This window comes from Pigmentiphaga litoralis (assembly GCF_013408655.1).
Classification (GTDB): Bacteria; Pseudomonadota; Gammaproteobacteria; order Burkholderiales; family Burkholderiaceae_B; genus Pigmentiphaga; species Pigmentiphaga litoralis_A.
The window spans coordinates 3,897,340-3,921,135 of record NZ_JACCBP010000001.1; the positions used below are offsets into that span (position 1 = coordinate 3,897,340).

The 23,796-nt window shown below is 63.0% G+C and carries 26 protein-coding genes; 16 read left to right on the forward strand and 10 right to left on the reverse strand.

The features are described from left to right. Nucleotides 1–5 precede the first annotated feature (5 nt). The gene (locus tag HD883_RS17765; protein WP_179583103.1) at nt 6–437 is read right to left on the reverse strand and encodes a hypothetical protein; all 432 of its coding nucleotides are present in this window, start codon (nt 435–437) and stop codon (nt 6–8) included. A 219-nt stretch (nt 438–656) separates the two neighbouring features. Between HD883_RS17765 and HD883_RS17770 the strand changes: the two genes are divergently transcribed. Together HD883_RS17770 and HD883_RS27745 are read left to right on the forward strand one after the other, a co-directional pair. Then, nucleotides 657–1,127, forward strand: a complete 471-nt coding sequence (locus HD883_RS17770; protein WP_179583101.1) for a chemotaxis protein CheB — start codon at nt 657–659, stop codon at nt 1,125–1,127. 16 nt (nt 1,128–1,143) lie between these two features. Then, nucleotides 1,144–1,278 carry a hypothetical protein gene (locus HD883_RS27745; protein ID WP_257022279.1) on the forward strand — a complete coding sequence of 45 codons (135 nt, stop codon included), beginning with the start codon at nt 1,144–1,146 and terminating at the stop codon, nt 1,276–1,278. A gap of 131 nt (nt 1,279–1,409) precedes the next feature. On the opposite strand, the gene HD883_RS17775 is transcribed toward HD883_RS27745, so the two are convergent. Then, nucleotides 1,410–2,291: a manganese catalase family protein gene (locus HD883_RS17775; RefSeq protein WP_179583099.1), complete on the reverse strand. Its 882-nt coding sequence runs from the start codon at nt 2,289–2,291 to the stop codon at nt 1,410–1,412. Nucleotides 2,292–2,564: 273 nt separating this feature from the next. Between HD883_RS17775 and HD883_RS17780 the strand changes: the two genes are divergently transcribed. The 5 genes from HD883_RS17780 (at nt 2,565) to HD883_RS17800 (ending at nt 7,011) form a co-directional block, all read left to right on the forward strand. Continuing rightward, complete coding sequence (locus HD883_RS17780) at nt 2,565–3,170, forward strand: TetR/AcrR family transcriptional regulator (RefSeq protein WP_179583097.1); 606 nt, start codon at nt 2,565–2,567, stop codon at nt 3,168–3,170. A 214-nt stretch (nt 3,171–3,384) separates the two neighbouring features. Beyond that, on the forward strand, nt 3,385–3,687 hold the full coding sequence (locus HD883_RS17785; RefSeq protein WP_179583095.1) for a recombinase-like helix-turn-helix domain-containing protein: 303 nt from the start codon (nt 3,385–3,387) through the stop codon (nt 3,685–3,687). Nucleotides 3,688–3,737: 50 nt separating this feature from the next. Next, nucleotides 3,738–4,781, forward strand: a complete 1,044-nt coding sequence (locus tag HD883_RS17790; protein WP_179588483.1) for an aromatic ring-hydroxylating oxygenase subunit alpha — start codon at nt 3,738–3,740, stop codon at nt 4,779–4,781. 56 nt (nt 4,782–4,837) lie between these two features. Beyond that, nucleotides 4,838–5,959 carry a porin gene (locus HD883_RS17795; RefSeq protein ID WP_179583093.1) on the forward strand — a complete coding sequence of 374 codons (1,122 nt, stop codon included), beginning with the start codon at nt 4,838–4,840 and terminating at the stop codon, nt 5,957–5,959. A gap of 65 nt (nt 5,960–6,024) precedes the next feature. Then, nucleotides 6,025–7,011 carry a Bug family tripartite tricarboxylate transporter substrate binding protein gene (locus tag HD883_RS17800; protein ID WP_218863100.1) on the forward strand — a complete coding sequence of 329 codons (987 nt, stop codon included), beginning with the start codon at nt 6,025–6,027 and terminating at the stop codon, nt 7,009–7,011. Nucleotides 7,012–7,028: 17 nt separating this feature from the next. Here HD883_RS17800 and HD883_RS17805 read toward each other — a convergent pair whose 3' ends face one another. Genes HD883_RS17805 through HD883_RS17820 form a run of 4 tightly spaced genes read right to left on the reverse strand, consistent with a single transcriptional unit; the run spans nt 7,029 to nt 10,604 of the window. Then, nucleotides 7,029–7,958 (reverse strand): fumarylacetoacetate hydrolase family protein, encoded by a 930-nt coding sequence (locus HD883_RS17805; protein WP_179583091.1) that lies wholly within the window; start codon nt 7,956–7,958, stop codon nt 7,029–7,031. A gap of 21 nt (nt 7,959–7,979) precedes the next feature. Continuing rightward, a complete protein-coding gene (locus HD883_RS17810) occupies nt 7,980–8,474 on the reverse strand; it encodes a VOC family protein (protein WP_179583089.1) in 495 nt (164 codons plus the stop codon). Between the two features lie 42 nt (nt 8,475–8,516). Then, the gene (locus HD883_RS17815; protein ID WP_373563396.1) at nt 8,517–9,584 is read right to left on the reverse strand and encodes a CDP-6-deoxy-delta-3,4-glucoseen reductase; all 1,068 of its coding nucleotides are present in this window, start codon (nt 9,582–9,584) and stop codon (nt 8,517–8,519) included. A 24-nt stretch (nt 9,585–9,608) separates the two neighbouring features. Beyond that, entirely contained in the window at nt 9,609–10,604 is a 996-nt protein-coding gene (locus HD883_RS17820; RefSeq protein ID WP_179583085.1) for a tripartite tricarboxylate transporter substrate binding protein, read from the reverse strand. Nucleotides 10,605–10,660: 56 nt separating this feature from the next. On the opposite strand from HD883_RS17820, the gene HD883_RS17825 reads away from it, so the two are divergent. Continuing rightward, nucleotides 10,661–11,161, forward strand: a complete 501-nt coding sequence (locus HD883_RS17825; RefSeq protein ID WP_179583083.1) for a MarR family winged helix-turn-helix transcriptional regulator — start codon at nt 10,661–10,663, stop codon at nt 11,159–11,161. A gap of 18 nt (nt 11,162–11,179) precedes the next feature. Here HD883_RS17825 and HD883_RS17830 read toward each other — a convergent pair whose 3' ends face one another. The 3 genes from HD883_RS17830 to HD883_RS17840 form a co-directional block, all read right to left on the reverse strand. Beyond that, complete coding sequence (locus HD883_RS17830) at nt 11,180–12,142, reverse strand: Bug family tripartite tricarboxylate transporter substrate binding protein (RefSeq protein ID WP_179583081.1); 963 nt, start codon at nt 12,140–12,142, stop codon at nt 11,180–11,182. Between the two features lie 48 nt (nt 12,143–12,190). After that, nucleotides 12,191–13,417, reverse strand: coding sequence for a VOC family protein (locus tag HD883_RS17835; RefSeq protein WP_179583079.1), 1,227 nt, complete (start codon nt 13,415–13,417; stop codon nt 12,191–12,193). A 197-nt stretch (nt 13,418–13,614) separates the two neighbouring features. Continuing rightward, nucleotides 13,615–14,463, reverse strand: a complete 849-nt coding sequence (locus HD883_RS17840; RefSeq protein WP_179583077.1) for a LysR substrate-binding domain-containing protein — start codon at nt 14,461–14,463, stop codon at nt 13,615–13,617. Nucleotides 14,464–14,567: 104 nt separating this feature from the next. Between HD883_RS17840 and HD883_RS17845 the strand changes: the two genes are divergently transcribed. From HD883_RS17845 to HD883_RS17855, 3 genes are all read left to right on the forward strand, one after another. Then, complete coding sequence (locus HD883_RS17845; protein WP_179583075.1) at nt 14,568–15,536, forward strand: Bug family tripartite tricarboxylate transporter substrate binding protein; 969 nt, start codon at nt 14,568–14,570, stop codon at nt 15,534–15,536. A 10-nt stretch (nt 15,537–15,546) separates the two neighbouring features. Next, nucleotides 15,547–16,632, forward strand: a complete 1,086-nt coding sequence (locus tag HD883_RS17850) for an Ldh family oxidoreductase (protein WP_179583073.1) — start codon at nt 15,547–15,549, stop codon at nt 16,630–16,632. A gap of 141 nt (nt 16,633–16,773) precedes the next feature. After that, the gene (locus tag HD883_RS17855) at nt 16,774–17,958 is read left to right on the forward strand and encodes an ABC transporter substrate-binding protein (protein WP_179583071.1); all 1,185 of its coding nucleotides are present in this window, start codon (nt 16,774–16,776) and stop codon (nt 17,956–17,958) included. A gap of 12 nt (nt 17,959–17,970) precedes the next feature. On the opposite strand, the gene HD883_RS17860 is transcribed toward HD883_RS17855, so the two are convergent. After that, nucleotides 17,971–18,939 (reverse strand): AraC family transcriptional regulator, encoded by a 969-nt coding sequence (locus tag HD883_RS17860; RefSeq protein WP_179583069.1) that lies wholly within the window; start codon nt 18,937–18,939, stop codon nt 17,971–17,973. Between the two features lie 275 nt (nt 18,940–19,214). Here HD883_RS17860 and HD883_RS17865 point away from each other — a divergent pair, with 275 nt between their 5' ends. From HD883_RS17865 to HD883_RS17885, 5 genes are read left to right on the forward strand one after another with little or no spacing between them, the layout of a single operon-like run. Then, on the forward strand, nt 19,215–20,450 hold the full coding sequence (locus tag HD883_RS17865; RefSeq protein WP_179583067.1) for a dienelactone hydrolase family protein: 1,236 nt from the start codon (nt 19,215–19,217) through the stop codon (nt 20,448–20,450). Next, nucleotides 20,447–21,781 carry an aromatic ring-hydroxylating dioxygenase subunit alpha gene (locus tag HD883_RS17870; protein ID WP_179583065.1) on the forward strand — a complete coding sequence of 445 codons (1,335 nt, stop codon included), beginning with the start codon at nt 20,447–20,449 and terminating at the stop codon, nt 21,779–21,781. The genes HD883_RS17865 and HD883_RS17870 overlap by 4 nt, the downstream gene beginning before the upstream one ends. Further along, nucleotides 21,778–22,308: an aromatic-ring-hydroxylating dioxygenase subunit beta gene (locus HD883_RS17875; RefSeq protein WP_179583055.1), complete on the forward strand. Its 531-nt coding sequence runs from the start codon at nt 21,778–21,780 to the stop codon at nt 22,306–22,308. Before HD883_RS17870 ends, HD883_RS17875 begins: the two co-directional genes overlap by 4 nt. Nucleotides 22,309–22,319: 11 nt before the next feature. Then, nucleotides 22,320–22,973, forward strand: coding sequence for a cysteine hydrolase family protein (locus HD883_RS17880; protein ID WP_257022281.1), 654 nt, complete (start codon nt 22,320–22,322; stop codon nt 22,971–22,973). Further along, nucleotides 22,969–23,778 carry an SDR family oxidoreductase gene (locus HD883_RS17885; protein ID WP_179588480.1) on the forward strand — a complete coding sequence of 270 codons (810 nt, stop codon included), beginning with the start codon at nt 22,969–22,971 and terminating at the stop codon, nt 23,776–23,778. The genes HD883_RS17880 and HD883_RS17885 overlap by 5 nt, the downstream gene beginning before the upstream one ends. Nucleotides 23,779–23,796: the final 18 nt, after the last annotated feature.

Below are 23,796 nucleotides of genomic sequence, written 5' to 3' on the forward strand. Positions count from 1 at the left end.
CCTGCTCATCCATTGCAAGAATCTTCCAGGCCAGGATGGAATGGGGACCGCTCCGAACCCGTCTGCCGGACTTCGCTTCGTTCGACCCACTGCGACGCCGCACTGGATACATCCTGGGCCCGGCGGATCACCTGCTCAGCCTCCGTGATCCATTGCTGCATGTGGGCACTGCCCTGCTCGACCAGCGGAATCGCGGCGATCTTCCTGGCCCGATACGCACTGGTGTGCACGACGACGGCGGCATTGTCGGGATCGAAATACACGATCCCGTCCAGCGTTGACATGGCCCACGCATACTCGACGCGGCGGCCATTGGCCTGTTTCTGCGACAGCGGTTTCAGGCCCAGAAACTCGCCGATGAACAAACGCGATCCGATCGTGACGTACAGGTCCTGACCCAGCAGTTCGTGCCAGTGGTCATAGGTTATCTTTGCCATGAATCCGCCCGGTCCCCCTGGGTTGCGTACCGGCATCAGGCAGGCAACCTGAGCCGTCTAAGAAAAAGCCCTGGCAGCGACTTTAGCTCAGCTGTGGCGAAGCCGGGTCGCGCCGGCGCGACAGGCAACATTTGGAAGCTTTCAGGGCGCCGAAGCGCGGTACGAGATTTGCTCAGCAGTGACCACCACGTGTTGCTACCTTGAATCAAGGAAGACACCATGCCCACCGACACACCCTGGTTTCTGGCAATCGGCGCATCGGGACAAGACGGATTGAACGACATCCGCGCCGTGTTGACCGGACTTCCCCCCACCCTGCCCGTGATCGTCCTGGTGGTGCTGCATCGGCCCTGGGACATGGTCAGCAGGCTGCGGCATATCCTGGCGGAGACCTCCTCCATGCCCGTCGTCGAAGCCGAGCCCGGACAGAAGTTCGCCGTCGGCACCGTCTACATCGGCCTGCCCGAACAGCATCTGACGTTGGTCGAACACAGTTTCGGCATTCTGGTCGGCGATCCGCATCGGCGGCATCGCAACCGCACCGTCGATCTGTTGTTCGACTCCGTGGCCCGCTTTGGCGGCAACCGGATGATCGGAGTCGTCCTGTCAGGACAACTGGACGACGGCTCGCGCGGCCTGGCGGCAATCAATCGCGCGGGGGGGGCATGTGATGGTGGTGCAACGCTGTGAAGATCACGAGAAAGGCATGCCCGAAAACGCGGCGGTGTTTGAAGGCCCCATCGACTGTATAGGCACCACTGCCGAGATTGTTCAGGCGATTGTCGCGGCCGTGAACGCCGACCGGAACAGCCCCGTCATCACGCCTGACGCGGTCGCGTAAAAGCGGCGAATGCCAACCAGGCCACTCGCCGCCAATACTTAGGTCGCTACGTATCCTAGGTCGCTACGTATCTTAGGTCGCTACCTATCGGCCCGGCTAGCACGCTGCCCGGGCCTGGCCGTCGTGCCGCGTCAGTCGACAGCGACCTTGCCCGAACCCAGTTCGGCGCCGGTAACGGGATTGCTGGCCGGGTCCGATGCGGTACGTGCGGCCATGGCCTGCACCGCTTCCGTCTCGGCCGCGTTCAGCCGCGTCGATGCGAAGCCATCGCCATCAAAGCCACCCTGCGCTTCGAAGTCGGACACCACCGTGAAATTCTCTTCGCTGTTCCACGGACCTGTCATGTCGCCTTCGCCTTGCGACATGTTGAAGTAGACGTTGGTGAACCGCGCATCACCAGGCAGCTTGCCGGGCGGGAAGTTAGGCGTCATCGAGTACAGCGCCTTTTCGAACGACTGTTGATGCGCAATCTCGCGCGTCATCAGGAACGTCAATGCGTCTTTCACACCCGGGTCATCGGTCAGATTGATCAGCCGCTCATAAACGATCTTGGCGCGCGCTTCGGCCGCGATATTGGATCGCAGGTCGGCCGATGGATCACCGATGTTGTCGATGTAGGCCGCGGACCAGAGCTGGCCGCCAGAGTTGGTATAGGCCGGTCCGCCGCCGTACAGCACCTGCGTCACGTGCGAGCTGTTGCCACCGCCACTGATGGCGCGGTACATCTCGGCTTCTTCTTCAATGCCTTCCGACAGCCGGCCCTTGTTGCCTTTGTTGAGCATGACAACGATATTGCCGATGACTTCAAGGTGGCTCAGCTCTTCAGTGGCAATGTCCATCAACATGTCGCGGCGGCCAGGATCCTCTTCACCCAGTGCCTGACCAAAGTAGCGACAGGCCGCTGCCAGTTCGCCTTGCGGTCCGCCAAACTGTTCGAGCATCAGGTTCGCCAACGCCGGGTTGCTTTCCGAGACCCGCACCGTGTATTGCAATCGCTTGTTGTGAGCGAACATTGAATTCTCCTTGTTGGATGACTGATCTGTCAGGGAGTCTCACGCAAGGGGTGTTCCTGATGAGGATTTGTTTGCTGTACCGGGAAGGAGTTGGCATAAGTGTCGGGATGGATGAGCAGGGTGGGTTATCCGGCTTGGGCAACTTCGCATATGGGGTAAGCTGCCCCGGTCACGACATCCCAATGGACACAGCAATCAATGCAGGCGACTGGTCAAACGCCCAAACGGCCCCGCAAGCGCGGCCGGCAAGCGGGGCATCCCACCGAAGAAACCATGGTTGGCAAGACGGCCATCATTCAGGCTGCCATATCCATCATGCGTCAGAAGACACCTCGGGAAATGAGCGTGCTCGAAGTTGCCACGGCGGCTGGGGTAGATCCTGCATTGATCAGGTACTACTTCGGGAACAAGCAGGGATTGATACAGGCCACGGCCACGCACCTGCTTGAAGAGATCCAGTCCAGGTCGCGCATCATGCTCGACGAAGAAGGGACCCTGGAAGTGCGCCTGCGCAAGCGGCTTCGAATGCTGATCGACGCGCTGAAAGACAATCCGCCTTTCCTTCAGCTGGTGCTGAATGAAATCTACGCTGCGGACAAGCAGACGCACAGTGCCGCGACACTGCGCGACGTGGCCTTCAAAGGCATGGAACTGAGTGAGTCGCTGCTGAAGCAGCGCATGGGCTCAGACGCGAAGGTCCAGGACATCGACCCCCGATTCCTGCACGTCGCCATTCTTGGGCTCTGCACCTTTTTCATGGACGCCCAACCCATGCTGCGCGTCCTGTTCGACGACGTGGACGGCACACAGGACCTGACCGAGCGCTACATTGATTTTGCGGCAAACATGATCCTCAAAGGCATCAGCAAGAGCGCCTGAGCCGGCGCGGCGGGGCGCTGCCGCTTCAATTCCCGATGCTCCGAAACCCTCTTGACACCTTTGTGACGCCTGTATAACCTCTCTAATTCCTAGTAATAGGAATTAACGGATTCAGGCGGTGCAGCGCCGTTCAAGCGAACCCGCAGGCCTTATTCCCACAATTAGGAATAAGGGCAGTGTGCAAAACCTTGTCCAAGAACCCTTCGAGAAAGTCATGCCCGAGATCTTCAATCACCGCCTTGTGCGCCTCGACACCGCAACGCCCAGCACAGAGGCTGGCACAGGACTGATCGAGCTGCCTGGCCAAGGCCTAAACCTCCGATGGCAGACGCGTCGGTCGGCCCCGACGCCGTACGAGAACGCATTGGCCGATGCCATTGAACTTGCCTACCTGGCAGGTGCGGTATCCCCTGCCGGATTCGCCGCTGCCCTGAACGACGCACGCGTCCTGAGTCCCGCTGGAAGCGCCTGGACAGCAGAGATCCTTGAACAGGAAATGGCGCGCTTGGCGCAATGACGGCGACTTCACAGCAAGACGCCATGGCACACCGTTCATCAGGAACCCACATGCACCAAGAAACGAATTCGACGACTGCGGCCTCGCGAGTACAGCGCGGGCTGCTGAACCTCTGGCATCCGGTCCTGCCCAGCTATATGGTGACCGACACCCCGACCGGCATTACGCGGCTGTCGGAAGACATCGTTCTGTGGCGTGACGCAAGCGGTCAGGTACGCGCGGTTGAAGACCGTTGCCCGCACCGTGGCGCTCGGCTTTCCCTGGGCTGGAACCTGGGTGACAAAGTGGCGTGCTGGTACCACGGCGTGGAAGTGGATGGATCAGGCGTTGTCGCCGACGTTCCGGCGTTGGCGAGCAGCACCCTGGTGGGAAAAAAGTGCCTCAAGTCCTACCCTGTGACCGAGCTGGGCGGCGCCATCTTCCTGTGGTTCAGTGACTGTACGGAGCGGGCACCCGAACCGCTGTCGGTGCCCAAGGAAATGACCGACGAGGCCTTCTCCGGCTTCCTCTGCATGCAGAACTGGAAGTGCAATTATCGCTACGCCATCGACAACGTCATGGACCTGATGCACGGAAGCTACCTGCATTCCAAGTCGCACTCCATGGCAGAAGGCAACAAGCAAGCGGAGATGGCAGTGCGGCCGACCGACACCGGATTGCTGTTCGAGAAAGCCGGCCAGCGAGGGGTCAACTTCGACTGGGTCGAATTCGGGAAGACGACAGCGGTCTGGATGCGACTCTCCGTGCCCTATCAGAAGAAATATGGCGGCGGCGAGTTCTTCATCGTCGGCTTCGTGACCCCGGTCGATGAAGCGAACTGTCAGGTCTATTTCTGGCGCATCCGCGAAGCGTCCGGCTTCGCGCTTTCGGTCTGGAAATTTCTGTACCGCAATCGCCTCGAAGGCCTTCATTGGGACGTGTTGGAACAGGACCGTCTGGTCATTGAAAGCCTGGCCGCCAATGCGCGCGCCAAAGAGAACCTGTATTCGCATGACCTGGGCCTGGTTCGCGTCAGACGCCTCATGGAAAACGCAGCGCGCGAGCAAGTCGAATCCGAACACGCCGCCCTGGCTACGCAGCCCGCGCCCGCCTGAGTTCAGTAGCACCCGGCGGCCTGCGCCGGTTCGTCCACCCCCACCTCGGAAAGACCATGAAGCTGAAGCTCTCAGGGGCGTTTGCGCTCGCCCTGTCGACGTCCCCCTGCTTTGCCCAAAGTGCATCGAACGTGACGCTGTACGGCGCGATCGACAGTGCGATCGAACACTTCACGAATGCCAATCCGAATGGCGATTCCGCCACGCGCATGGCGACGCTGACGGGTGGCCAAGTGCCATCCCGGTGGGGCATTCGGGGAAGCGAGACACTCGATGGCGGACTCAAAGCCATCTTCAACCTGGAAAGTGGCTTCTTCATCGACAGCGGCAATGCCGGCCAGACCGGCAGGCTGTTCGGCCGCACGGCCTACGTCGGCCTGGAGCACCGCTGGGGCAGTGTGACCCTTGGACGACAACCGACCATGCTGTTCTGGTCATTGTTCGATGCCGATGTGATCGGACCGTCCGCCTTCAGCATGGCCAGCTTCGATACGTATGTGCCCAATGCCAGAACGGACAATACGATCGCCTATCGTGGCAAATTCGGCGGACTGACCGTGGGCGGAACATACTCATTCGGCCGAGACACCAGCGCCGCCGGCAACTGCGCTGGCGAGAATGTCAGCCAGTCGAGCGCATGCAAAGCCTGGTCGGGCCTCTTGAAATACGACACCGCAACATGGGGTGTGGCCGCCGTCTACGACGAGCAGCGAGGGGGAGCTGGGGCGACGCCCGTCAGCGTGGTGCCAGGTACGGCAGGCACGGCGGTAGCCAGTCCTGACGATCGGGATCGCCGCTACATGGCGAACGGATACGTACGCTTTGCCAATCTCAAGGTGGGCGGAGGATGGCTGCACAGGAACATCAGTGGAACCACCCGCAACGTCTCCACCAATCTGTACTACCTTGGAGCGTCCTACCCGATTGCGAACTGGGCGATCGATGCGCAGGTACTCCGGTATGACGCCGATGCGTATCAGGCGCGGGGCACCATGACCGTAGGCCGGGCCAGCTACAACTTCTCTCGCAGGACCTCGTCGTACGTGATGCTTGCAAGAATGGACAACAGCGGAAGCGGGTCGGTGTTCTCGGTGTCCAGCAGCAGCATTGCCCCCCTCGCTCCCGCGCCAGGCAAGGATCAGACCGGTGTGCTGGTCGGATTGCGCCACGCGTTCTGATGCTGTTCCAGGCGACACGTTTGGCGCCGACTCTTCCATCGATCGACCCCGTCCAAGGAATTTGCATGATCCATCGCACCCGCCGCACGACACTGAAGTCCTGCCTTGCCGCATCGCTGGCCCTGCTATCAAGCATCGCCTGGGCCGCGCCGTTTCCCACCAGACCCGTCACCCTCGTCGTTGCCTATCCGGCCGGTGGTGAAGTCGACGTCATGGCACGCCTGCTTGCCGAGAAGCTGTCGGCGCGGTGGAAACAGCCGGTCGTCGTCGAAAACCGCAATGGCGCGGCAGGCACCATCGGCAGCGCGTACGTCGCCCGATCCGCGCCGGATGGACATACCCTGCTGGTCGCTCCCAACACGTTCATCACCGCACCGCTTGTGCTTCATCCGGGTAGCGGCGCCAAATACGATCCGATCACCGACTTTTCCCCGATCGCGCACCTGTGTGATCAATCGCTGTTTGTGGTGGTCAACAAAGTGACCGGGGTCCGGTCAATGCAGGAACTCGTTGCCAGAGTCAACGAAGGCAAGGTGTCGGCGTACGCCAGTCCGGGCAACGGCTCACCCATGCATATCCTTGGCGAACTGTTGTCCCGCTCGGCCAGCATCACCCTGACGCAAATCCCGTATCGCGGCACCGCGCCCGGACTGGCCGATGTGCTCGGAGGTCAGGTGCCCATGCTGTTCGGCACGATGCAGTCGATCGCTCAGTACCTGCCCAGCGGCAACCTGGTGGCCTTGGCCGTCGCCGACACCGCGCGGTCGCCGTTTGCACCGGCTGTGCCGACGCTGGCCGAAGCAGGATTCAAGAACGCCGAGATCAGCACCTGGCAAGGTTTCCTGGGGCCAAAAGGCATGCCCGATGATCTGGTTCGCACCCTCAACCAGGACGTCAACGCCGTGCTGGCCATGCCCGATGTGGCTAGCCGCATGAAGGACATGGCGATGATCCCGGGCAAGGGCGACGCGCCCACGTTCGCCCGGATCCTGGCGACGGATGCGAAGCGATACAAGAAGCTGGTTGAGGACTTTCGGATTCAGCCTGATTGAACGCGGAGAACAAGGCTTCACCCGATCCCGTGTTCGAACTCCCCGATCTCGGCGATCCACAGCTTCACCACATCGCCCGCCTTCAGGAACTGCCCCCGACCGCTGCCCACCCCCGCAGGCGTGCCGGTCAACACCACGTCACCCGGCTGCAACGTCACCCGATGCGACAGGGCTTCGATCTGCTCGCCGATATCGAAGATCTGATTGGACGTATTCGAGTCCTGCATCAGCTCGCCATTGACCCACAGCTTCATGTCGAGCGCGTTCGGATCCGCGATGAATTGCGAGGGCACGAACCATGGGCCCATCGGGCATGAGCCGTCGAAGGACTTGTGCGCGATCCAGTCGTAGTACATGAGCGAGCCGGGCTCGAGTTTGGCGCGGCGGCTGCGGTCGCGGGCGGACAGGTCGTTGGCGATGGTGTAGCCGGCGACGTAGTCGAGGGCGTCGGCGGCCTTGACGTTGGTGGCGCGTTTGCCGATGACGGCGGCAAGCTCCAGTTCCCAGTCCAGGCGCTGGGTGGCGTTGGGGATCGGGACGATGGCGCCCGGGCCAACGACCGCGCTGCGCGAGGTCTTGATGAAGTGGCCGGCGACTTCGCCCAGGTCTTTCATGGTGGGCGGCGGGGGCATGCCGCGGGCCTTGGCCATTTCTTCGACATGGTCGCGGTAGTTGGCGCCGGCGCAATACAGCGTGCCGGGATAGAGCAGCGGCGCGAGCAGCGCCATGGCGCTCAAGTCCAGCGCACCCGCGCCGCTGTCGTTGGCCAGGTGCCGCGCCAGCGTGTCGCATCGTGCGCTGGCCTCTTGCCAATCATCGAGCATGCCCATCACCGTGGCCCACTCGGCGCGACCGGAAACGTGTTCGACATCAAAGACGCGATCGCCGACACGCATGCCGGCGCGTGGGCCGCGATCGCTTTGGTAGGACAGCAGGCTGTAGGTCATCGGGGGATCCCTGGGTATCGATTACTTGAACGCATCGGGCAGGTCGGCGTCGGTGAACCGGTCACCAAAGTCGAACATGTCTTCGTGCTGGATGCCGTCGTAGAACTGGATTTCCCACCAGTTGTGGTCCAGGTCTTCGATGTAGAACGAGTACGTGCCATGCTGGTCGACGGGCTGGGTGATGGTGTGGATGCCGTAGGTGTCCTTGAGCTCGCCGGCGGCTTTCCAGATGCGGTCGACTTCTTCAGCCGATGCAACGTCGATGCCCCAGTGGTTGTCGACGCTGCAGGGCCGCAGGCGATTGCCCACGTGCAGGCACACGATGTGGAAGGCCATGCCGCAACGGATGGCCATGGATCGCTTGCCGTGCCGCACGCATTCCAGGCCCAGGAATTCTTCATAGAACCGGCGCGACGTGGTGACGCTGTAGCACTCCAATGTGCCGTGGGACAGGTACTCGGGCTTGACGACCGAGCCCGGATGGCGCGAGTCGATGAGGGCGTTGGTGATGCGCATGGGCGAGCTCCTGGTCAAAGCAACGAGGTCAAAGCAACGAAGTCAGGGAAAGGACGAGAGCGCGGGCGGGCGGGTCAGCGCGTCGTAGCCTGTCGGCACGAAGGCGTCCGAAAAGAAGTCCGCCGCGTCCAGGCCGCACTCGTCGATGAAGATGCGCCGCGCCGAGGACACCATGGCGGGGGACCCGCAGGCGTAGACATGGTGGCCCGACAGGTCCGGGAAGTCCTGCCGCGCGACGTCGTGCACGTGGCCGATGCGGCCGGCCCATTCCTGCCCGGGCGTGGATGAGGCTGATCCGGACACCGGCGCAGAGACGACCGGCACGAACCGGAAGTTGCCGTGTTCGGCCTCCCACTGCTCCACCAGATCGCGCATGTAGAAATCGTTGGGCGAGCGGCCTCCCCAATACAGCGTGGCCGGGCGCTTCACGCCGGTTTCCTGCATGTATTGAAGGATGGCCTTGATCGGCGCAAAGCCGGTGCCGGTGGCCAGCAGCACGAGCGGCTTGTCGGACTCTTCGCGCAGAAAGAAGCTGCCCAGCGGCGCCTGGATCTTCAGCATCTTGCCGGTCAGTTCCGCGCGGAACACGGGGTCGGTCATGCGTCCGCCCGGGCGGTGCCGCATGTGCAGTTCAAACTCCACCACACCGCGTTGCCTGGGCGGGTTGGCAATCGAATAGCTGCGCGTCTGTCCGTCATCGAACAGCACGTCGATGAACTGCCCCGGCAGGAAGAACACGTTTTCATTCATCGGCAGCCGAAGCTTGACGATCGCAACCGACTCCGACCGCTGTTCGACCGACTTGACCCGGCAGGGGATGGTCTTGGGCGGTGTCAGCGCGGATTCGGTTTCGCGAACGTCGATGACGATGTGGTCCGCGGCCGCATGGGTCCGGCACAGCAACACGTGGCCATCGGCACGCTGCGCGTCGCTCAGGCCCGGGGTGAACGCATCCAGCCGGATGTCGCCTTCGACCACGCGGCCACGGCACACGCCGCAATGGCCGGCGCGGCAGCTGAAGGGCAGGTTGACGCCTGCGTCGAGCGCGGCCTGCAGCAGGGTCTGGCCTGGCGCGGCGCTGAACTGGCGGCCACTTGGATGGATCGTCACACTGGAGGTCGTTGAAACCTGCATCTACTTGGCCTTCTCGAGCATCGCTTTGGTATAGGGACTCCAATACGCCGCCTCTTTCTGGACGAAGGCATTGAAGGTGGGAACATCCCAGTCGAACACCTCCATAGTCTGCCTTGCCAGCTCGGCTTTCGCGTCGGGTGTCTGGAGGATGGCCCTGACTTCCGTATTGAGACGATTGGCGATCGGCGCGGGCAGCGCCGGCGGTCCCGACAAGGCGAACCACGGCGCGCCGGTCAGCTTCGGGTAGCCCAGCTCTTCAAAGGTGGGCACATCCGGAAATTCAACGGTGCGCTTCGACGACGTCACCGCCAGGGCGCGTACCCGGCCCGCCTGGATCTGCGCGGTGGCGCCGCTCAGGGTCATGAACGCCGCCGGAATGTGGTTGGCGGCCACATCGGCCACGGCCGGGCCGCCGCCGCGATAGGCGATATGGACCATGCGCGTGCCCGTCTCGCGGCCGAAGGCATCGCCGATCAGGGATCCATGCGTGCCTGGCCCGGGCGACCCCCAGCTCAAGCCGTCTGGCGACTTCTTGATGATATCGATCAGGTCGGCCACGGTCCGGGCCGGATGGTTGGCGTTGACAATCAATACCGTGGGCGGGCCACCCAGCAAGGCCACGTGCTTCAGGTCCTTTTTGGGGTCGTATTCCTGCCCCTGGCTGATGGGCATGGTGACGGCCAGACTGATCCCCGCGATCAGGAAGGTGTAGCCATCCGGGTCGGCCCGCGCCACGCTTTGCCAGCCGATCAGGCCGCCCGCGCCCGTGCGGTTTTCGATGATGACCGATTGCCCGAGGCTTTCGGTCAGTTGCTGGGCAACGATGCGGCCCAGCGAGTCCGCCCCCCCGCCCGGCGGGAACGGGACGATGAAGCGCACCGGCTTGACCGGCCATGCCGCGTCCGGCGCCGCAGCGTGGACGGCGGTACAGAACCCCAAGGCGGGCAGCGCCGCGCACAGTGCCGTCAACAGCAACTTTCTTCTAGCGCGATACATGTTGTCTCCTCATGCTGGGCTACTATTCACGGCTCTTGAAAGGCGCGTCCGTTGTCATGGCCAACACCAAACCTGCACTGTCTCCGGCGAACGCCGCACTGGATTTTCTGTACGATCGTCCAGGCTTCATCGTTCGTCGCGCACACCAGATCTGCATGTCGATGTTTGCCGAGTCGTGCGCCGGACTCGACATCACGCCGACGCAGTTCGGCATCATGACCATCGTCAAGCATTGCCCCGGCATCGACCAGATTTCGGTCGCCCGCCTGCTCGGTCATGACCGGTCAACCACCATGCTGGTGGTGCGCCTGCTGGCCAAGCGCGGCATCCTCGACAAGACCTCGGTCGAAGAAGACAAACGCAAGAACGCGCTGTCCTTGACGCCTGCGGGCCAGACGCTCTGGACGCAGTGCGACACCGTGCTGACGGAACTGAAGCACACCTTGGCCGAGCCCTTCAGCCCCGGCGAGCGCGAAGCGTTCATCTACCTGCTCAACAAGTTCAACGCCGCCTTCAACGACCGCGCACGCACGACGCTCGAAGGCACCGACTCCTGAAGCGCGGCATCGCATCGCCTACTCCGCAACAATCCTGGCGGTCCGGATCACGTCGGACCACCGCGCCGTGTCTTCCTTCACCTGCTTTTGCATGTCGCTTCGGGTGCCGTCAGCAGGCGCCGCCTGCATGGCCTCGATCTGTGCGCGCAGCTTCGGATCCTTCAGCACCTGGGCAACCGCCTGACTCAGCCGGTCCACCACGGCACCCGGCGTTGCCGGTGGCGCAACCAACCCCATCCACGTGACCGACTCATACCCCGGCACGACTTCGCTGATGGCCGGCGTATCGGGAAACGCCGGGTTGCGTCTGGCCGATCCGACGCCCAGCAGCTTGACCTTGCCGGACTGCACATAGGGCAAGGCCGTGATCAGGTTGTCGAACATGGCGTCGACATGGCCGCCCATCAGGTCGGACAGCGCCGGCGCCGTGCCCTTGTACGGCACATGCGTGTAGTCGACCTTGGCCTTGATCCTGAGCAGCTCGGCGCTCAGATGCTGACTGGTGCCCGCACCGGCCGACGCCATGTTCAGCGTCTTCTTGCCGGACGAAGTCAGCGCGATCAGGTCCTTGACGTTCGCAACTGGAAGGTTGCTATTCGCAAGCAATACGTTCGGATACGACGCAATGATGCCCACCGGCTCGAAGGCTTTCGGATCGAACGAAATCTTGTAAAGCAGATCGCTCACAAAGAAGTGCGGCGGCACGCCCAGCAGCGTGTAGCCATCGGGCGCGGCGCGCGACACCAGGTCCGCCCCCAACGTGCCTGAAGCCCCGGGTTTGTTCTGGACGATTACCGGCACCTTCAACACGTCGGGCAAGCGCTCCGCAATCATGCGGGGCAGAATGTCGGCCGTGCCACCCGGCGGATACGGCACGATGATCGTGATCGGCCGTACGGGAAAATCGGTTGCCCCGACTGCCGCGCCGCAAAGCGCTAACGCCAGGGTCAGACCGACGCGCATCGTAATGTGCGTTGTCATGTTGTCTCCTCATGTCGGCGCCGCCGGATCGACGACGCCGTTCACCACCTAATTGAATGGGCCCAGATAGGTCTCTCCAAGATAGGCCTGATCGTCGGTGATGACGTCGGGCCAGACGTCGGGCACCGGCTGGCGCAGCGCGGCAGGGCGCGGTCGCCCGTCCCAGCCGATTTGTTCAATGGCGAAATAGAGCTGGATGGCATGCCCGTCGGGATCGATGGCAAAGGCGCTGTAGTCCATGCCGGGCGTCAGTTCCTGCGGCAGGCGTTTGACCGCCACCCCCTGCGATTCAAGAAAGGCCACGGCGTGCCTGAGCTGCGTGTAGCTGGCCAGCCGGAAACCGAACGACATCAGCGTCGAATCCGGCCGCAGCCCCAGTTCGTCACGCAGCGCGATCGGATACAGACCCAGCGAATGATGTTCAGTATTGGCGCGCAGGAATACACAGGTGTGGCCGCGCCAGGTCACCTCTTCCGTGAAGCGCAGCCCCAGATCGCCTTCGTAGAATTTTCTGGCTTCGTTGACATCGTCAACGAATAGCCGGACCGGGCCCACGCCCACGATCTTGAGCGGCCGCGCCAGCAACACGCCTTCCACATCGAAGCGTTCTTCGGTCGGCTCGCTGTGCCGCCACCCACTTGCCAGGTCCACGCCTGCGGCACGCGCGTTGTCGACTTCCTGCCGCTCGGAAATATGGGGGCCCTCCGGCGGCTGCTCATACCGCAACGCGTGCGCCGCCTTGGGTTTGGACAGACCGCTCCAGCCGATCTGCTCGATGCCGTAGAACAGTTCGTTGATGTGGCCATCCGGATCCGGCGGATAGAAGTGCCAGTTCGACCCCGGAATGTCGCGGCCCGCGCGCAGCACGCGCTTGCCCTCCGCCTTGAACCAGGCGAAGCCGTTGCGGACCTCGTCCAGGCTGCCCACCTGCCAGGTGATCTGGTTGCTGGTGTTTTGCGGACAGGTCTTGTAGTGCGGACTGAGCGTGTCCGTGACCCGCTTCGGGAAGATGACGAAGGAGTGGTGATCCGTGCCGTGCCGCAGAAAATAGCCGCGGGACGGGCCGACACGCTGACGCTGTTCATCGGTCAGGCGGGGGCCGAAGTCCAAAGGGTCTGAAATCGCCAGGCCCAGCAGGCCGCTGTAGAAGCCAAGGCTGACTTCCGGGTCGTGCACGTTGATGCCAAAGTGGCCGAGGCGCCGGATGACGAACGGGCGCGCGCGGCTGACACCCCCTGCGTTGAAGCCGCCCGTTGCGCTGAAAGACTCGTCCATCGCCCGCTCCCCCGATCGCGAATTTGATCAGACGTCTGATTGTTTGCGAATGTAGGAGTTGGGTGAGGCTTCGTCAATAGGGATAACGCTAAAGGTGATCTTCTCACCTATTCCGATCGGCCCGCCCAAGGATGCAAAGCCGAAATACGATCAGACGTCTGATCATTTTGGCCATGCCCGGCAGCGCGGTGCTTCGTTCAGAAACTTTTGTTCGCCAACGAATCAAACAGCCGCCGGGCCAACGCATTGGTGCTGTTCGAACTCAGGTAGAGCCGAAAGCTGACCTCGGGCAGCCGCGGCAACGCTGCCGGGTCGCTCAGCACACGCAGATCGTTGCCGAGCATTTCGATGGTCCTGGCGGTAACGCCCAGACCGGCGCGCACGGCAGCCCGCACACCGACCACGGTGGGCGACGTGTAGGTGATGCGCCATCGGATCCCGGCTTGCTGAAGGGAATCAATGGCGATCCGCCGGAAGTAGCTGAGCTCGTCCGCAACGATCAATGGCAGAGGCTGCGTGGGGTCGTAGTGGAAAGACGGTGCGCACATCCAGACGATGGGCGACGTGCGCAGGGTCAGGAAGCGCAGTTCCGCTGCTTCGCCTCCGGCGATCGTCAGATCGATTTCGCCATGGCGCAATGCATTGAGCAGGTGGGGACTGCGGCCGATGTGGATCGAAATCTTCAGGTCGGGAAAGGTGGCCGAGCAGTGCGCCAGCAGATTCGGAAGGATGGTCTCGGCAACATCGTGCGGCGCGCCGAGCCTGACTTCGCCGCTTAGCGCAACCCCGGACAAGGCGATACAGGCTTCGTCGTTGAGCGCCAGCAGGCGGCGCGCGTAGTCCAGCACCTTGATGCCGTCTTCGGTCAGATGCTTGCCGCGGCCCACCCGGTTGAACAGCGTTTTGCCGATCTGCGCTTCGAGGCGCTGTATCTGCTGCGTGACCGCCGACTGCGTTCGCAGTACCGCCTGAGCGCCCGCCGCGAACGAGCCATGCTCGATCACGGCAACAAATGTCCTGAGCAATTCGATGTCGAGGTTCTGCACGGTCAGTTCAGTTTTTCTAATGTTTTCGACTGGATTACTGGCTTTTTAACCCGATTGGCGCTGCCTATAGTGAGGCACTTATAAGAACCAGACTGGAGACAAGGTTGAAAAACGCAATCCAATGCGGGGTGCTTGCCGCGCTCACCCTGGTGGCCGCCCTGCCGGCCAGCGCACAAGACTACCCGCGCCGCCCGATCCGCATGATCGCGCCGTTCGCCCCGGGTGGCGGCTCGGATGTCGTTGCACGCGTGGTCGCAGAAAAGCTGGGCACCCTGCTGGGCCAGAGTGTCGTCGTCGAGAATCGGCCTGGCGCATCGGGCATCATTGGCGCCGATGCGGTCGCCAAGGCGCCGCCGGATGGCTACACGGTCCTCATGACGAACAGCGCGCTGACCAGCAACCCATGGCTTTATAAAAAGCTGCCCTACAACACCGAGAAGGATCTGGTGCCGGTCAGCGAACTGGCAAGCTCGCCTACGCTGCTGGGCGCGACCCCCTCCGCACCGTTCAACACGCTTCCTGAACTCGTCAGCTACGCAAAGAAACACCCGAAAGAAGTGTCGGTGGGCACCCCCGGCGCGGGTCAGATGTCGCATCTGGCGGCCGAGATGGTCAGCCAGGCCAGCGGCGCGGAACTGCTCGTCATTCACTACAAGGGCACCGCCAATTCGATGAGCGACCTGCTTGGCGGCACGATCATGCTGTCGTTCGGCACGGTTCCCGGCTTCATCAATCACATCCAGTCCGGCAAGCTGAAGGCCATTGCCGTCGCCAGCCCGCAGCGGCTGAAGGTGCTCCCCAACGTACCCACCGTCGCCGAGACCTTTCCCGGCTTTGAGATGACGGTCTGGTTCGGCACCTTTGTCCCGGCCGGTACGCCCGCGCCGATCGTCGAAAAGCTGCATCGCGCCACTGCTCAGGCTTTGGCCGATCCCGCGGTGCGCGCCAAGTTTGCCGAAGAAGGCCTTGAGCCCGGCTCGAAGTCCACTGCCGACTTCGACAAACTGTTCCGAACCGACCTGGCGCGCTGGAAGACTTTCGTGCAGGAACGACGCATTCAAATCGACAATTGAGATCCCCACCATGACCGACACCGTCTCTACCCCTACCGATGCGGCGCGGATTGCACCGGCGCGTCTGGTGGCGTTTGCCGCCGATGTCTATCGGCACATGGGCGTGCCTGACGCCGACGCGTTGCTCGCCGCCGACTCGCTGGTCCAGGCCGATTTATGGGGGCACCAATCCCACGGCATGTTGCGGCTGGGCTGGTATCTGGCACGGCTGCAATCGGGCGCCATGAAGGCGGAAACGCATGCAAGACTGATCGTCGACGGCGGCGCCATTGCCGTGCTCGATGGTGCGGACGGCCTCGGTCCCGTTGTCGCCAAACGTGCCGCCGACGAAGCCGTGCGCCGCGCCAAGGCCCACGGCGTCGGTGTCGTATCGGTTCGGAATTCGAACCATTTCGGCACCTGCATGTACTTCACGCGTATGGGTGCCGAACAAGGATGCATCACGATCCTGATGAGCAACGGGGGACCCAACATGGCCCCTTGGGGCGGCCTTAAAAAGAAGATCGGCACGAATCCCTGGTCGATCGCTGCACCGGCAGGCCGCCATCCTCCCATGGTGATGGACATGGCCAATTCGGGCGTGGCGCGCGGAAAGATCTATCTGGCCAACAACCGGCGCGAATCCATACCGCCGCACTGGGCGATCGATGCGGAAGGCAATCCGACGACCGATCCCAAAGCTGCGCTGGAAGGGTTCATCCTGCCCATGGCCGGACACAAGGGCTATGTGATGGGCGTCATGGTCGATGTGCTGTCGGGCGTCCTGTCGGGCAGTGGTTTCCTGGAAGGCGTGCACGGCCCCTACGACCCCGTCAACCGAAGCTGCGCGGGCCATCTCATGGTGGCCTTGAACGTGGAGGCATTCCAGCCGCTGTCGGAGTTCAACGAGCGGATGGAGACGTACATCGATTCGCTCAAGGCGGTGCCGCTGGCAAAGGGCCACACGCAGGTGTTCTACCCCGGTGAAATGGAAACGCATGCCGAGGCGCAGCACCTTGCCGAAGGCGGCTTGCTGTTGGCCACCGACACGCTCAATGACCTCGCGCGTATCGAGCGGGAGTTGGGGCTGTCGTATCCGGATCTGTTCGGGCGGTGAAGCAGGCCGCCGATTCCTGCACGATTCGGATAAGCCCTCCCCTTCCGTGCTCGATCTGGATAGCCCCGCGCCCGCATTCCCCCAGAATCGATCCATTCCTGCGCGCACGCGCAGCCACTGGTCGACCCCCTGGAGATTTCCATGCGCCTGCGTTCCGCTGCACGCTGTCTTGCTCTTGCCTGTCTCGCCCTGTCGCCCCTGCATGCTGCTGTCGCCCAGACCATCAAGGTCGGCATGGCCATGGATATTTCCGGTCCGTTCAGTGCGAACGGCACGGACTCGCGCACGGGGTATGCGCTGGCCATGAAGCAACTGGATGGCAAGCTGGGGGGCTTCCCGGTGGAGTACATCCAGACCGATACGGCCGGCAATCCGGACAACGCGCGCCAGCAGGTCGAGCGCATGTTGCAGCGGGACGATATCGATCTGTTCACGGGGCCGGTGGCGTCGAACGTGGCGCTGGCGGTGGGGCCGCTGCTGTTTGGCAAGAAGGTGCCTTATCTGTCTCACAACACCGGGCCTAGCGCGTTATCGGGCAAGGGCTGCAATGCCTACTTCTTTGGCACCGCCTACCAGAACGATGCGTACCACGAGGCGGCGGGCCGCTTCGCGACGCAGAAGGAGTTCAAGAAGGTCGTGCTGATTGCGCCGAACTATCCGGGCGGCAAGGATGCGGTGAACGGGTTCAAGCACTTTTACGAGAAGGGCGCGACCAGCGAGATCTATACCAAGGTGGGGCAGATCGATTACGCGGCTGAACTGGCGCAACTGAGATCAGACAAGCCGGACGCGGTGTATTTCTTCCTGCCGGGCGCCATGGGCATCGGCTTCATCAAGCAGTTCGTTGCAGCGGGGCTCGACAAATCGATCACGCTCATTTCGACCGGCTTTTCGGCGGACGAGGATATCGTCCAGGCGGTGGGCAAGCCGATGCTGGGCATCTATAACACGTCGCACTGGGCGCACGACCTGGACGTGCCGGCGAACAAGGCGTTCGTGGCGGCTTACCGCAAGGAGTATGGCCGTTACCCGTCAGGCTACGCGGCGCAGGCCTACGATGTGATCATGGCGATGAATGCCGCGGTCAAACAAATCGGCGGCAAGGTGGATGATCGCGAAGCTTTGCTGGCGGCGCTGCGCAAGGCGGATTTCGAGTCGGTGCGGGGCAAGTTCGTTTACGGGAACAACCAGTTCCCGATCGAGAACTTCTACCTGCGCGTCGTGGATACGGACGCCAATGGCCAGGTCACGAACAAGCTGGTCAGCACGATCCTGAAGAACTACCAGGACTCGTACGCGGACCAGTGCCCGCTCAAGGCCAGCTGATCACAAACTGGGCTAGCGCCGCAGCGTTTCGTGCGGCCGCTCGCCAAAGCGGGCCTTGTACATCAATGAAAACCGGCCAAGGTGGTTGAAGCCCCAGTGGTAGGCGATGTCGGTGACCGACTCGCCTGCCCCGGCCACCAGGTCTTTGTGCGCGCCTTCAAGCCGCAGGTCGCGTAGCGCCGACATGGGGCTGGTCTGGCGAAAGCGCTGGAAGCTCTGGCACAGGGTGCGGACTTTGACGCCGGCATGTTCGGCGATGTCGGAGAGCGAGATCGGGTCGGACACGTGTTCGGCCATATAGTCTTCCGCGCGCTTCACACAACGTGGCGCCACGCCGCGTGCGTCCAGCGCATGATCGGCGTGATGCGAATAGTTGTGCGGCTGGTGCGTGAGCAGATGCGCCACCACCATTTCTTCCATGTGCGCGTGCGCCAGCGGGCTGAGCCGCTGCGTGTCTTCCAGCGCCAGCGTATTCAGCAGGTACTCCATGAGATGCCGCCAGTTCTGGCCGGCCGGCGTGCGCAGGTCCATGTCGAACTCGAATTCGATGGGGTCACGCACGGTGGCGCCCATATAGGTGGTACAGGCCTGTTCCAGCTTGCGGCGCGGGATCTTGAGCAGCAGTTGGCGGCAGTCGCGTTCCCACCGGATCCGGAACGGCGCGGTGGGGGCAATGACACCTGCAATATCGCGCGAGACGATGGTTTCGCCTTGCGAGTGGAAGACCCGGCCGAAACCGGACTGCGGCATTTGCACCAGCAGGAAGTCATCGAGACTGCCCGGGTCGATGGTGACCGACGCGCCGTACTCCAATTGATGCAGGCCCAGGCACCCGATCGATGCGTGATGCATGACGGCGCTGAAGCCGCCGCTGCACAGGTCCAGCCGGTGATCCGTGAGCTGGCCCGCCACATAGCGGCGCATTTCCTGGGCGTCTTTGGAGCGGAACGCCGCACTGTGGTTGAGCGTTCCGAGATCCATGTGCGGAGCATTGAAGCTGGCCACGGTGGGCTCCCTGGGAAGAGTGGGCAGTGATGCCTGGGAAAAGCGGAGGCGTTGCGGATATCCCCGCGAAGCAAGCACGTTGCGTGCCATTGCAGAGCGCCGATATCCGCCATTAGCGGACAAGCGCTGCCATTCTCGGAGAGCCGGGGCGTGGGGCGATACCTAGAATCAACCCTAAGCGTTTACCTATGCGCCGTACCTATGCGTCGTACCCATGCGGGCTGCACCCGCGCCGCTACACAGGAGTTGCCATGACGGGCCGTTATATCGATCTATCGGATGCCTCGGGCGCGACCTTCCGCGCCTACCTTGCCGTCCCGGCGTCGGGCAGCGGGCCGGGTGTCGTGCTGTGCCAGGAGATTTTCGGGATCAACGAGAGCATGCGCGAGGTAGCCGACTACTACGCAGAAGAAGGCTATGTGGTGCTGGCGCCCGACCTGTTCTGGCGGATCGAGCCGGGTATCGAACTGGGCTACGACGAGGCCAGCTGGCAGCGCGCGTTCGAGCTGTACAAGGCCTTTGAGGTGGACCTGGGCATGAAGGACATTGCCACCACCGTGGCGGCCTTGCGCGACCTGCCCGAGTGCACCGGCAAGGTCGGCGCGCTGGGCTTTTGCCTGGGCGGCACGCTGTCTTACCTGGCAGCGACGCGATGTGGCGTGGACGCGGCCATTTCGTACTACGGCGTGGGCATCGATGCCTACCTGGGCGAAGCCAACGCCATTGCCTGCCCGACCGTGCTGCACGTGGCCGGCAAGGATGCCTTCTGTCCGCCTGATGCGCAGGAACGCATTCGCGCGGCGTTTGCCGATTCGGAACGGGTGCGTGTGTATGACTATGCCGACGTGGACCATGCCTTTGCCCGCACGGGCGGCGACCACTATGACAAGGCGTCGGCGCTGATGGCGCACCAGCGGTCGATCGAGCTGCTGCGGGAAGCGATCGGCCCGCGCTACAACCTGTCTGCCTTGTGGGACAAACATACCGAGTATGAATTTGCGATCCGCGACGCCGACAAGACGATGGCGACGATGGTGGCCGAGCCCTATGTGAACCACATCCCGACGATGACCGGTGGTGTGGGCCACGAGCAGCTGCATTACTTCTACCAGCACCACTTCATTCCGCGCACGCCTAAGGACACACGGCTGATCCCGATCTCGCGCACCATTGGCCTGACGCAGATCGTGGACGAGATGGTGTTCTGCTTCACGCACGACACGGAAGTGGACTGGATGCTGCCAGGTGTTCCGCCCACGGGCAAGACGGTTGAAATCCCGTTGGTTGCGATCGTCAAGTTTCGCGGCGACAAGCTGTATCACGAGCACATCTACTGGGATCAGGCGTCGGTGCTGGCGCAGGTCGGCCTGATCGATCCGGCCGGGCTGCCCGTGGCAGGCGCGGAAACGGCGCGCAAGCTGCTGGACGAAACCCAACCGTCCAACACACTGATGACGGCATGGGGCAAGCGGGAGGGACAGGCATGACACAAGCGACTTCGCCGCTGCAGGACGCCGACCTGGACGCGCTGGTACGGCCCGACAAGGTGCACCGCAAGGTATATGTCGACCCCGACATCTTTGCGCTGGAGATGGAACGCATCTACGGCCATATCTGGATCTACATCGGCCATGACAGCCAGGTGCCCTACACCGGCGACTATGTGGCGAGCCAGATCGCCGGGCACCAGGTGGTGATGGTGCGCGGCGCCGATGACAGCGTGAACGTGGTCTACAACCGTTGCCCGCACAAGGGCGCGATGCTGGTGCCGGAAGGCACGGGCAATACCCGCAAGCTGTTCCGTTGCCCCTATCACGGGTGGACCTTCCACCTGGACGGCACGATGATGACGGCGCCGCTCAAGAACGGGTATGAAGGCACGTGCTTTGATCCGGCCAATCCCGAGTTCCACATGACCAAGCTGGCGCGTGTCGAACGCTACCGCGGCTTCGTATTTGCAAGCATGGCCGCCGAAGGCCCGACGCTGAAGGAATTCCTGGGCGGCGCGATCACGTCGATCGACAACCTGTGCGACCGGTCACCGGTGGGTGAAGTGGAAGTGGCCGGCGGCGTGTTCCGCGTGATGCAGCAGTCGAACTGGAAGGTGTTCTACGAGAACCTGCACGACACCATGCACCCGATGGTGACGCACGAATCGTCGGTGGTGGCGGCGCGCCAGCAGTACCGCGCCTTGCCCGAAGGGTCGCCCATGCCGCTGGAATTGCTGGTCATGGACGGCAATGGCGAGCCGTATCCCTTCTGGGAAAGCCTGGAGCTGCGCGGCTTTGACAACGGCCACGGCTACATGGAAGCCATCTTCAACCCCAACGCGGGGAACGACCCGGTCATGCAGGAATACAAGGCGGCGATGCATGCCGCCTATGGTGAAGCGCGCACGGCCGAGATCCTGGGCATGAACCGCCACAACACGGTGATCTACGGCAGCGGATCGCCCCACACCGTGTTCCAGCAGTTCCGTGTGATCCGCCCGGTGGCCGTCGACCGCACCTTGATAGAGATCTACACATTCCGCCTGAAGGGCGCGCCACCTGCCGTGTTCGAACGGGCGCTGCTGTACGCCAACGTGATCAATTCGCCGTCGTCCAACGTGATGCCCGACGACATCGAGGTCTACAACCGCGTGCAGCTGGGGAACCAGAACAAGGTGGGCGGCGAGTGGGTCAGCATGCACCGCTACCACGGTACGGATCGCAAGCTGGACGATGGATCGGTGTCGATCAATGGCACCAGTGAATTGCCGATGCGCAACCAGTTCGCCGCATGGCGGCGCTACATGCTTGCCGGAGACGCCGCATGAAATTTCCCCTTGCTTCCTTTGATGCGCTAACGGCCGCCGACCTGCCCCGTGATGACGTGACGGCGATCGAGCAATACCTGTATCGCGAGGCCCGCCTGCTGGACGAAGACCGGTGGGACGACTGGCTGGCGCTGTTTTCGGACGACGGCATGTACTGGGCGCCGCTGGCCGCGGGCCAGGCCGACCCGTTGGGCCATGTCTCCTTGTTCTGGGAAAACGCCTTGCTGCGCGAAGTGCGCGTCAAGCGCATCACCAACCCGCGCAACTGGTCGCAGCAACCGCGCTCGCGGTGCGCGCGGGTCGTGGGCAACGTGATGGTGGATGGGCGGGATCCGGACACCGGCGACCTGGTGGTGAGTTCGCGTTTCCACTTTGCCGAGTGGCGCAAGGGCGGTGAACATCGTTCCCTGGCGGGGTCGTGCCGTCATCATCTGATCCAGGACGGCGCAAGCTACCGCATTCGCCTGAAGCGTGTCGACCTGATCAACAGCGAGGCAGTGCACGACCTGCTGCAGGTGTTCATCTGATGACAGCGCTGATGACAGCGCCGATGACCGCGGTGCCGATGCCGTCCCCCGCTTCCCGCACCGTCGTGCTGGCGGTGCACTATCAGAACGACGTGCTGCATCGTGACGGCAAGGTGCGCGTGGGCTTGAGCGCGGACATGGATGACGAACGCGCCCGCGTGGTCGAGCGGGCCAGTGCCCTGCTGGACGGCGCCCGCGCTCGCGGCATGGCCGTGGTGTCGGCGCGCGCGGCCTACCGTGAAGACGGGGCGGACGTGATCCAGAACTGCGCCATCTTCCGCAACGTGGTGAGCAGCGGCGTGCTGCGTGATGGCACGTGGGGCTGCGCCTTTCATGACGGATTGGGGCCGGTCGATGGCGAGTTCGTCGTCAAGCACACGCGCGTCAATGCGTTCTATGGATCGCCGCTGGAAGAAGTGCTGCGGCTGCTGGGCGCGACGCGCCTGATCATCGCGGGAATCTCCACGCATTCCGCGGTGGAACACGCCGCGCGCCATGCCGCCGATATCGGCTTTGACGTGATCGTGGCCGAAGACGCGTGCTGTTCCGCCACCCGCGCGACGCATGAGGCATCGCTGGCCAGCATGTCCTTGATCGCCACCATCATGACCACGGCCGACGCCGTGGCCGTGCTTGCCGAGGAGTCCGCCCGTGCCCGCCATTGAATCCCTGCACGACAAGGTCGCGATCGTGACCGGCTCCACCAGTGGCATTGGTGCGGACATTGCCCGCGCGCTGCGCGAGGCCGGCTGCCGGGTGGTTCTCGCCGGGATCGATGACGAAGCCGGTCATACCATGGCCGCGACGTTCGATGACGGGGCCATCTATCAGCACACTGACGTTACGGTGGATGCCGACATCGACGCCTGTGTGGCCGCGGCGATGTCGGCTTATGGCCGCCTGGACATCCTGGTGAACAACGCCTGCATCTATGCCGACAAGGGTATCGCGTCGACTCGCGAAGAATGGTTGAGCACGCTCAATGTGAACCTGGTCAGCGGCGCGATGTTCGTGCAGAAGGCGGTGCCCTTCATGACACAGCCGGGTGGCGTCATCATCAACCTGGGCAGCACCGGCGGCAAGTTTGGCGCGGCGCAACGCGCGCTGTACCCCGCCAGCAAGGCCGGCATTCTGCAATTGACGCGCAATGAAGCCGTGACCCTGGCGCCGCAGGGCATCCGGGTGCTGTCGGTATCGCCGGGCTGGACGTGGTCGCCCACGCTGGCGTCGTTGGCCGGCACGATGGAACATGCTGATGCGGTGGCTGCGCCGTTCCATCCGGTGGGCCGCGCGGGGCGCGGGGACGATGTGGGGCAAGTGGTCGCGTTTCTGTGCAGTGACGGCGCACGCTTCATGACGGGCGTGGATGTTCCGGTGGATGGCGGGTTTTCGTCGCTGGGGCCGGATCAGGGACTGTCGCCGCGGCACTGGTTTGCGTTGGCGGCGAAGGCGGAAGTCGAAAAGACATAAGGCGCATCGCTCGACGCC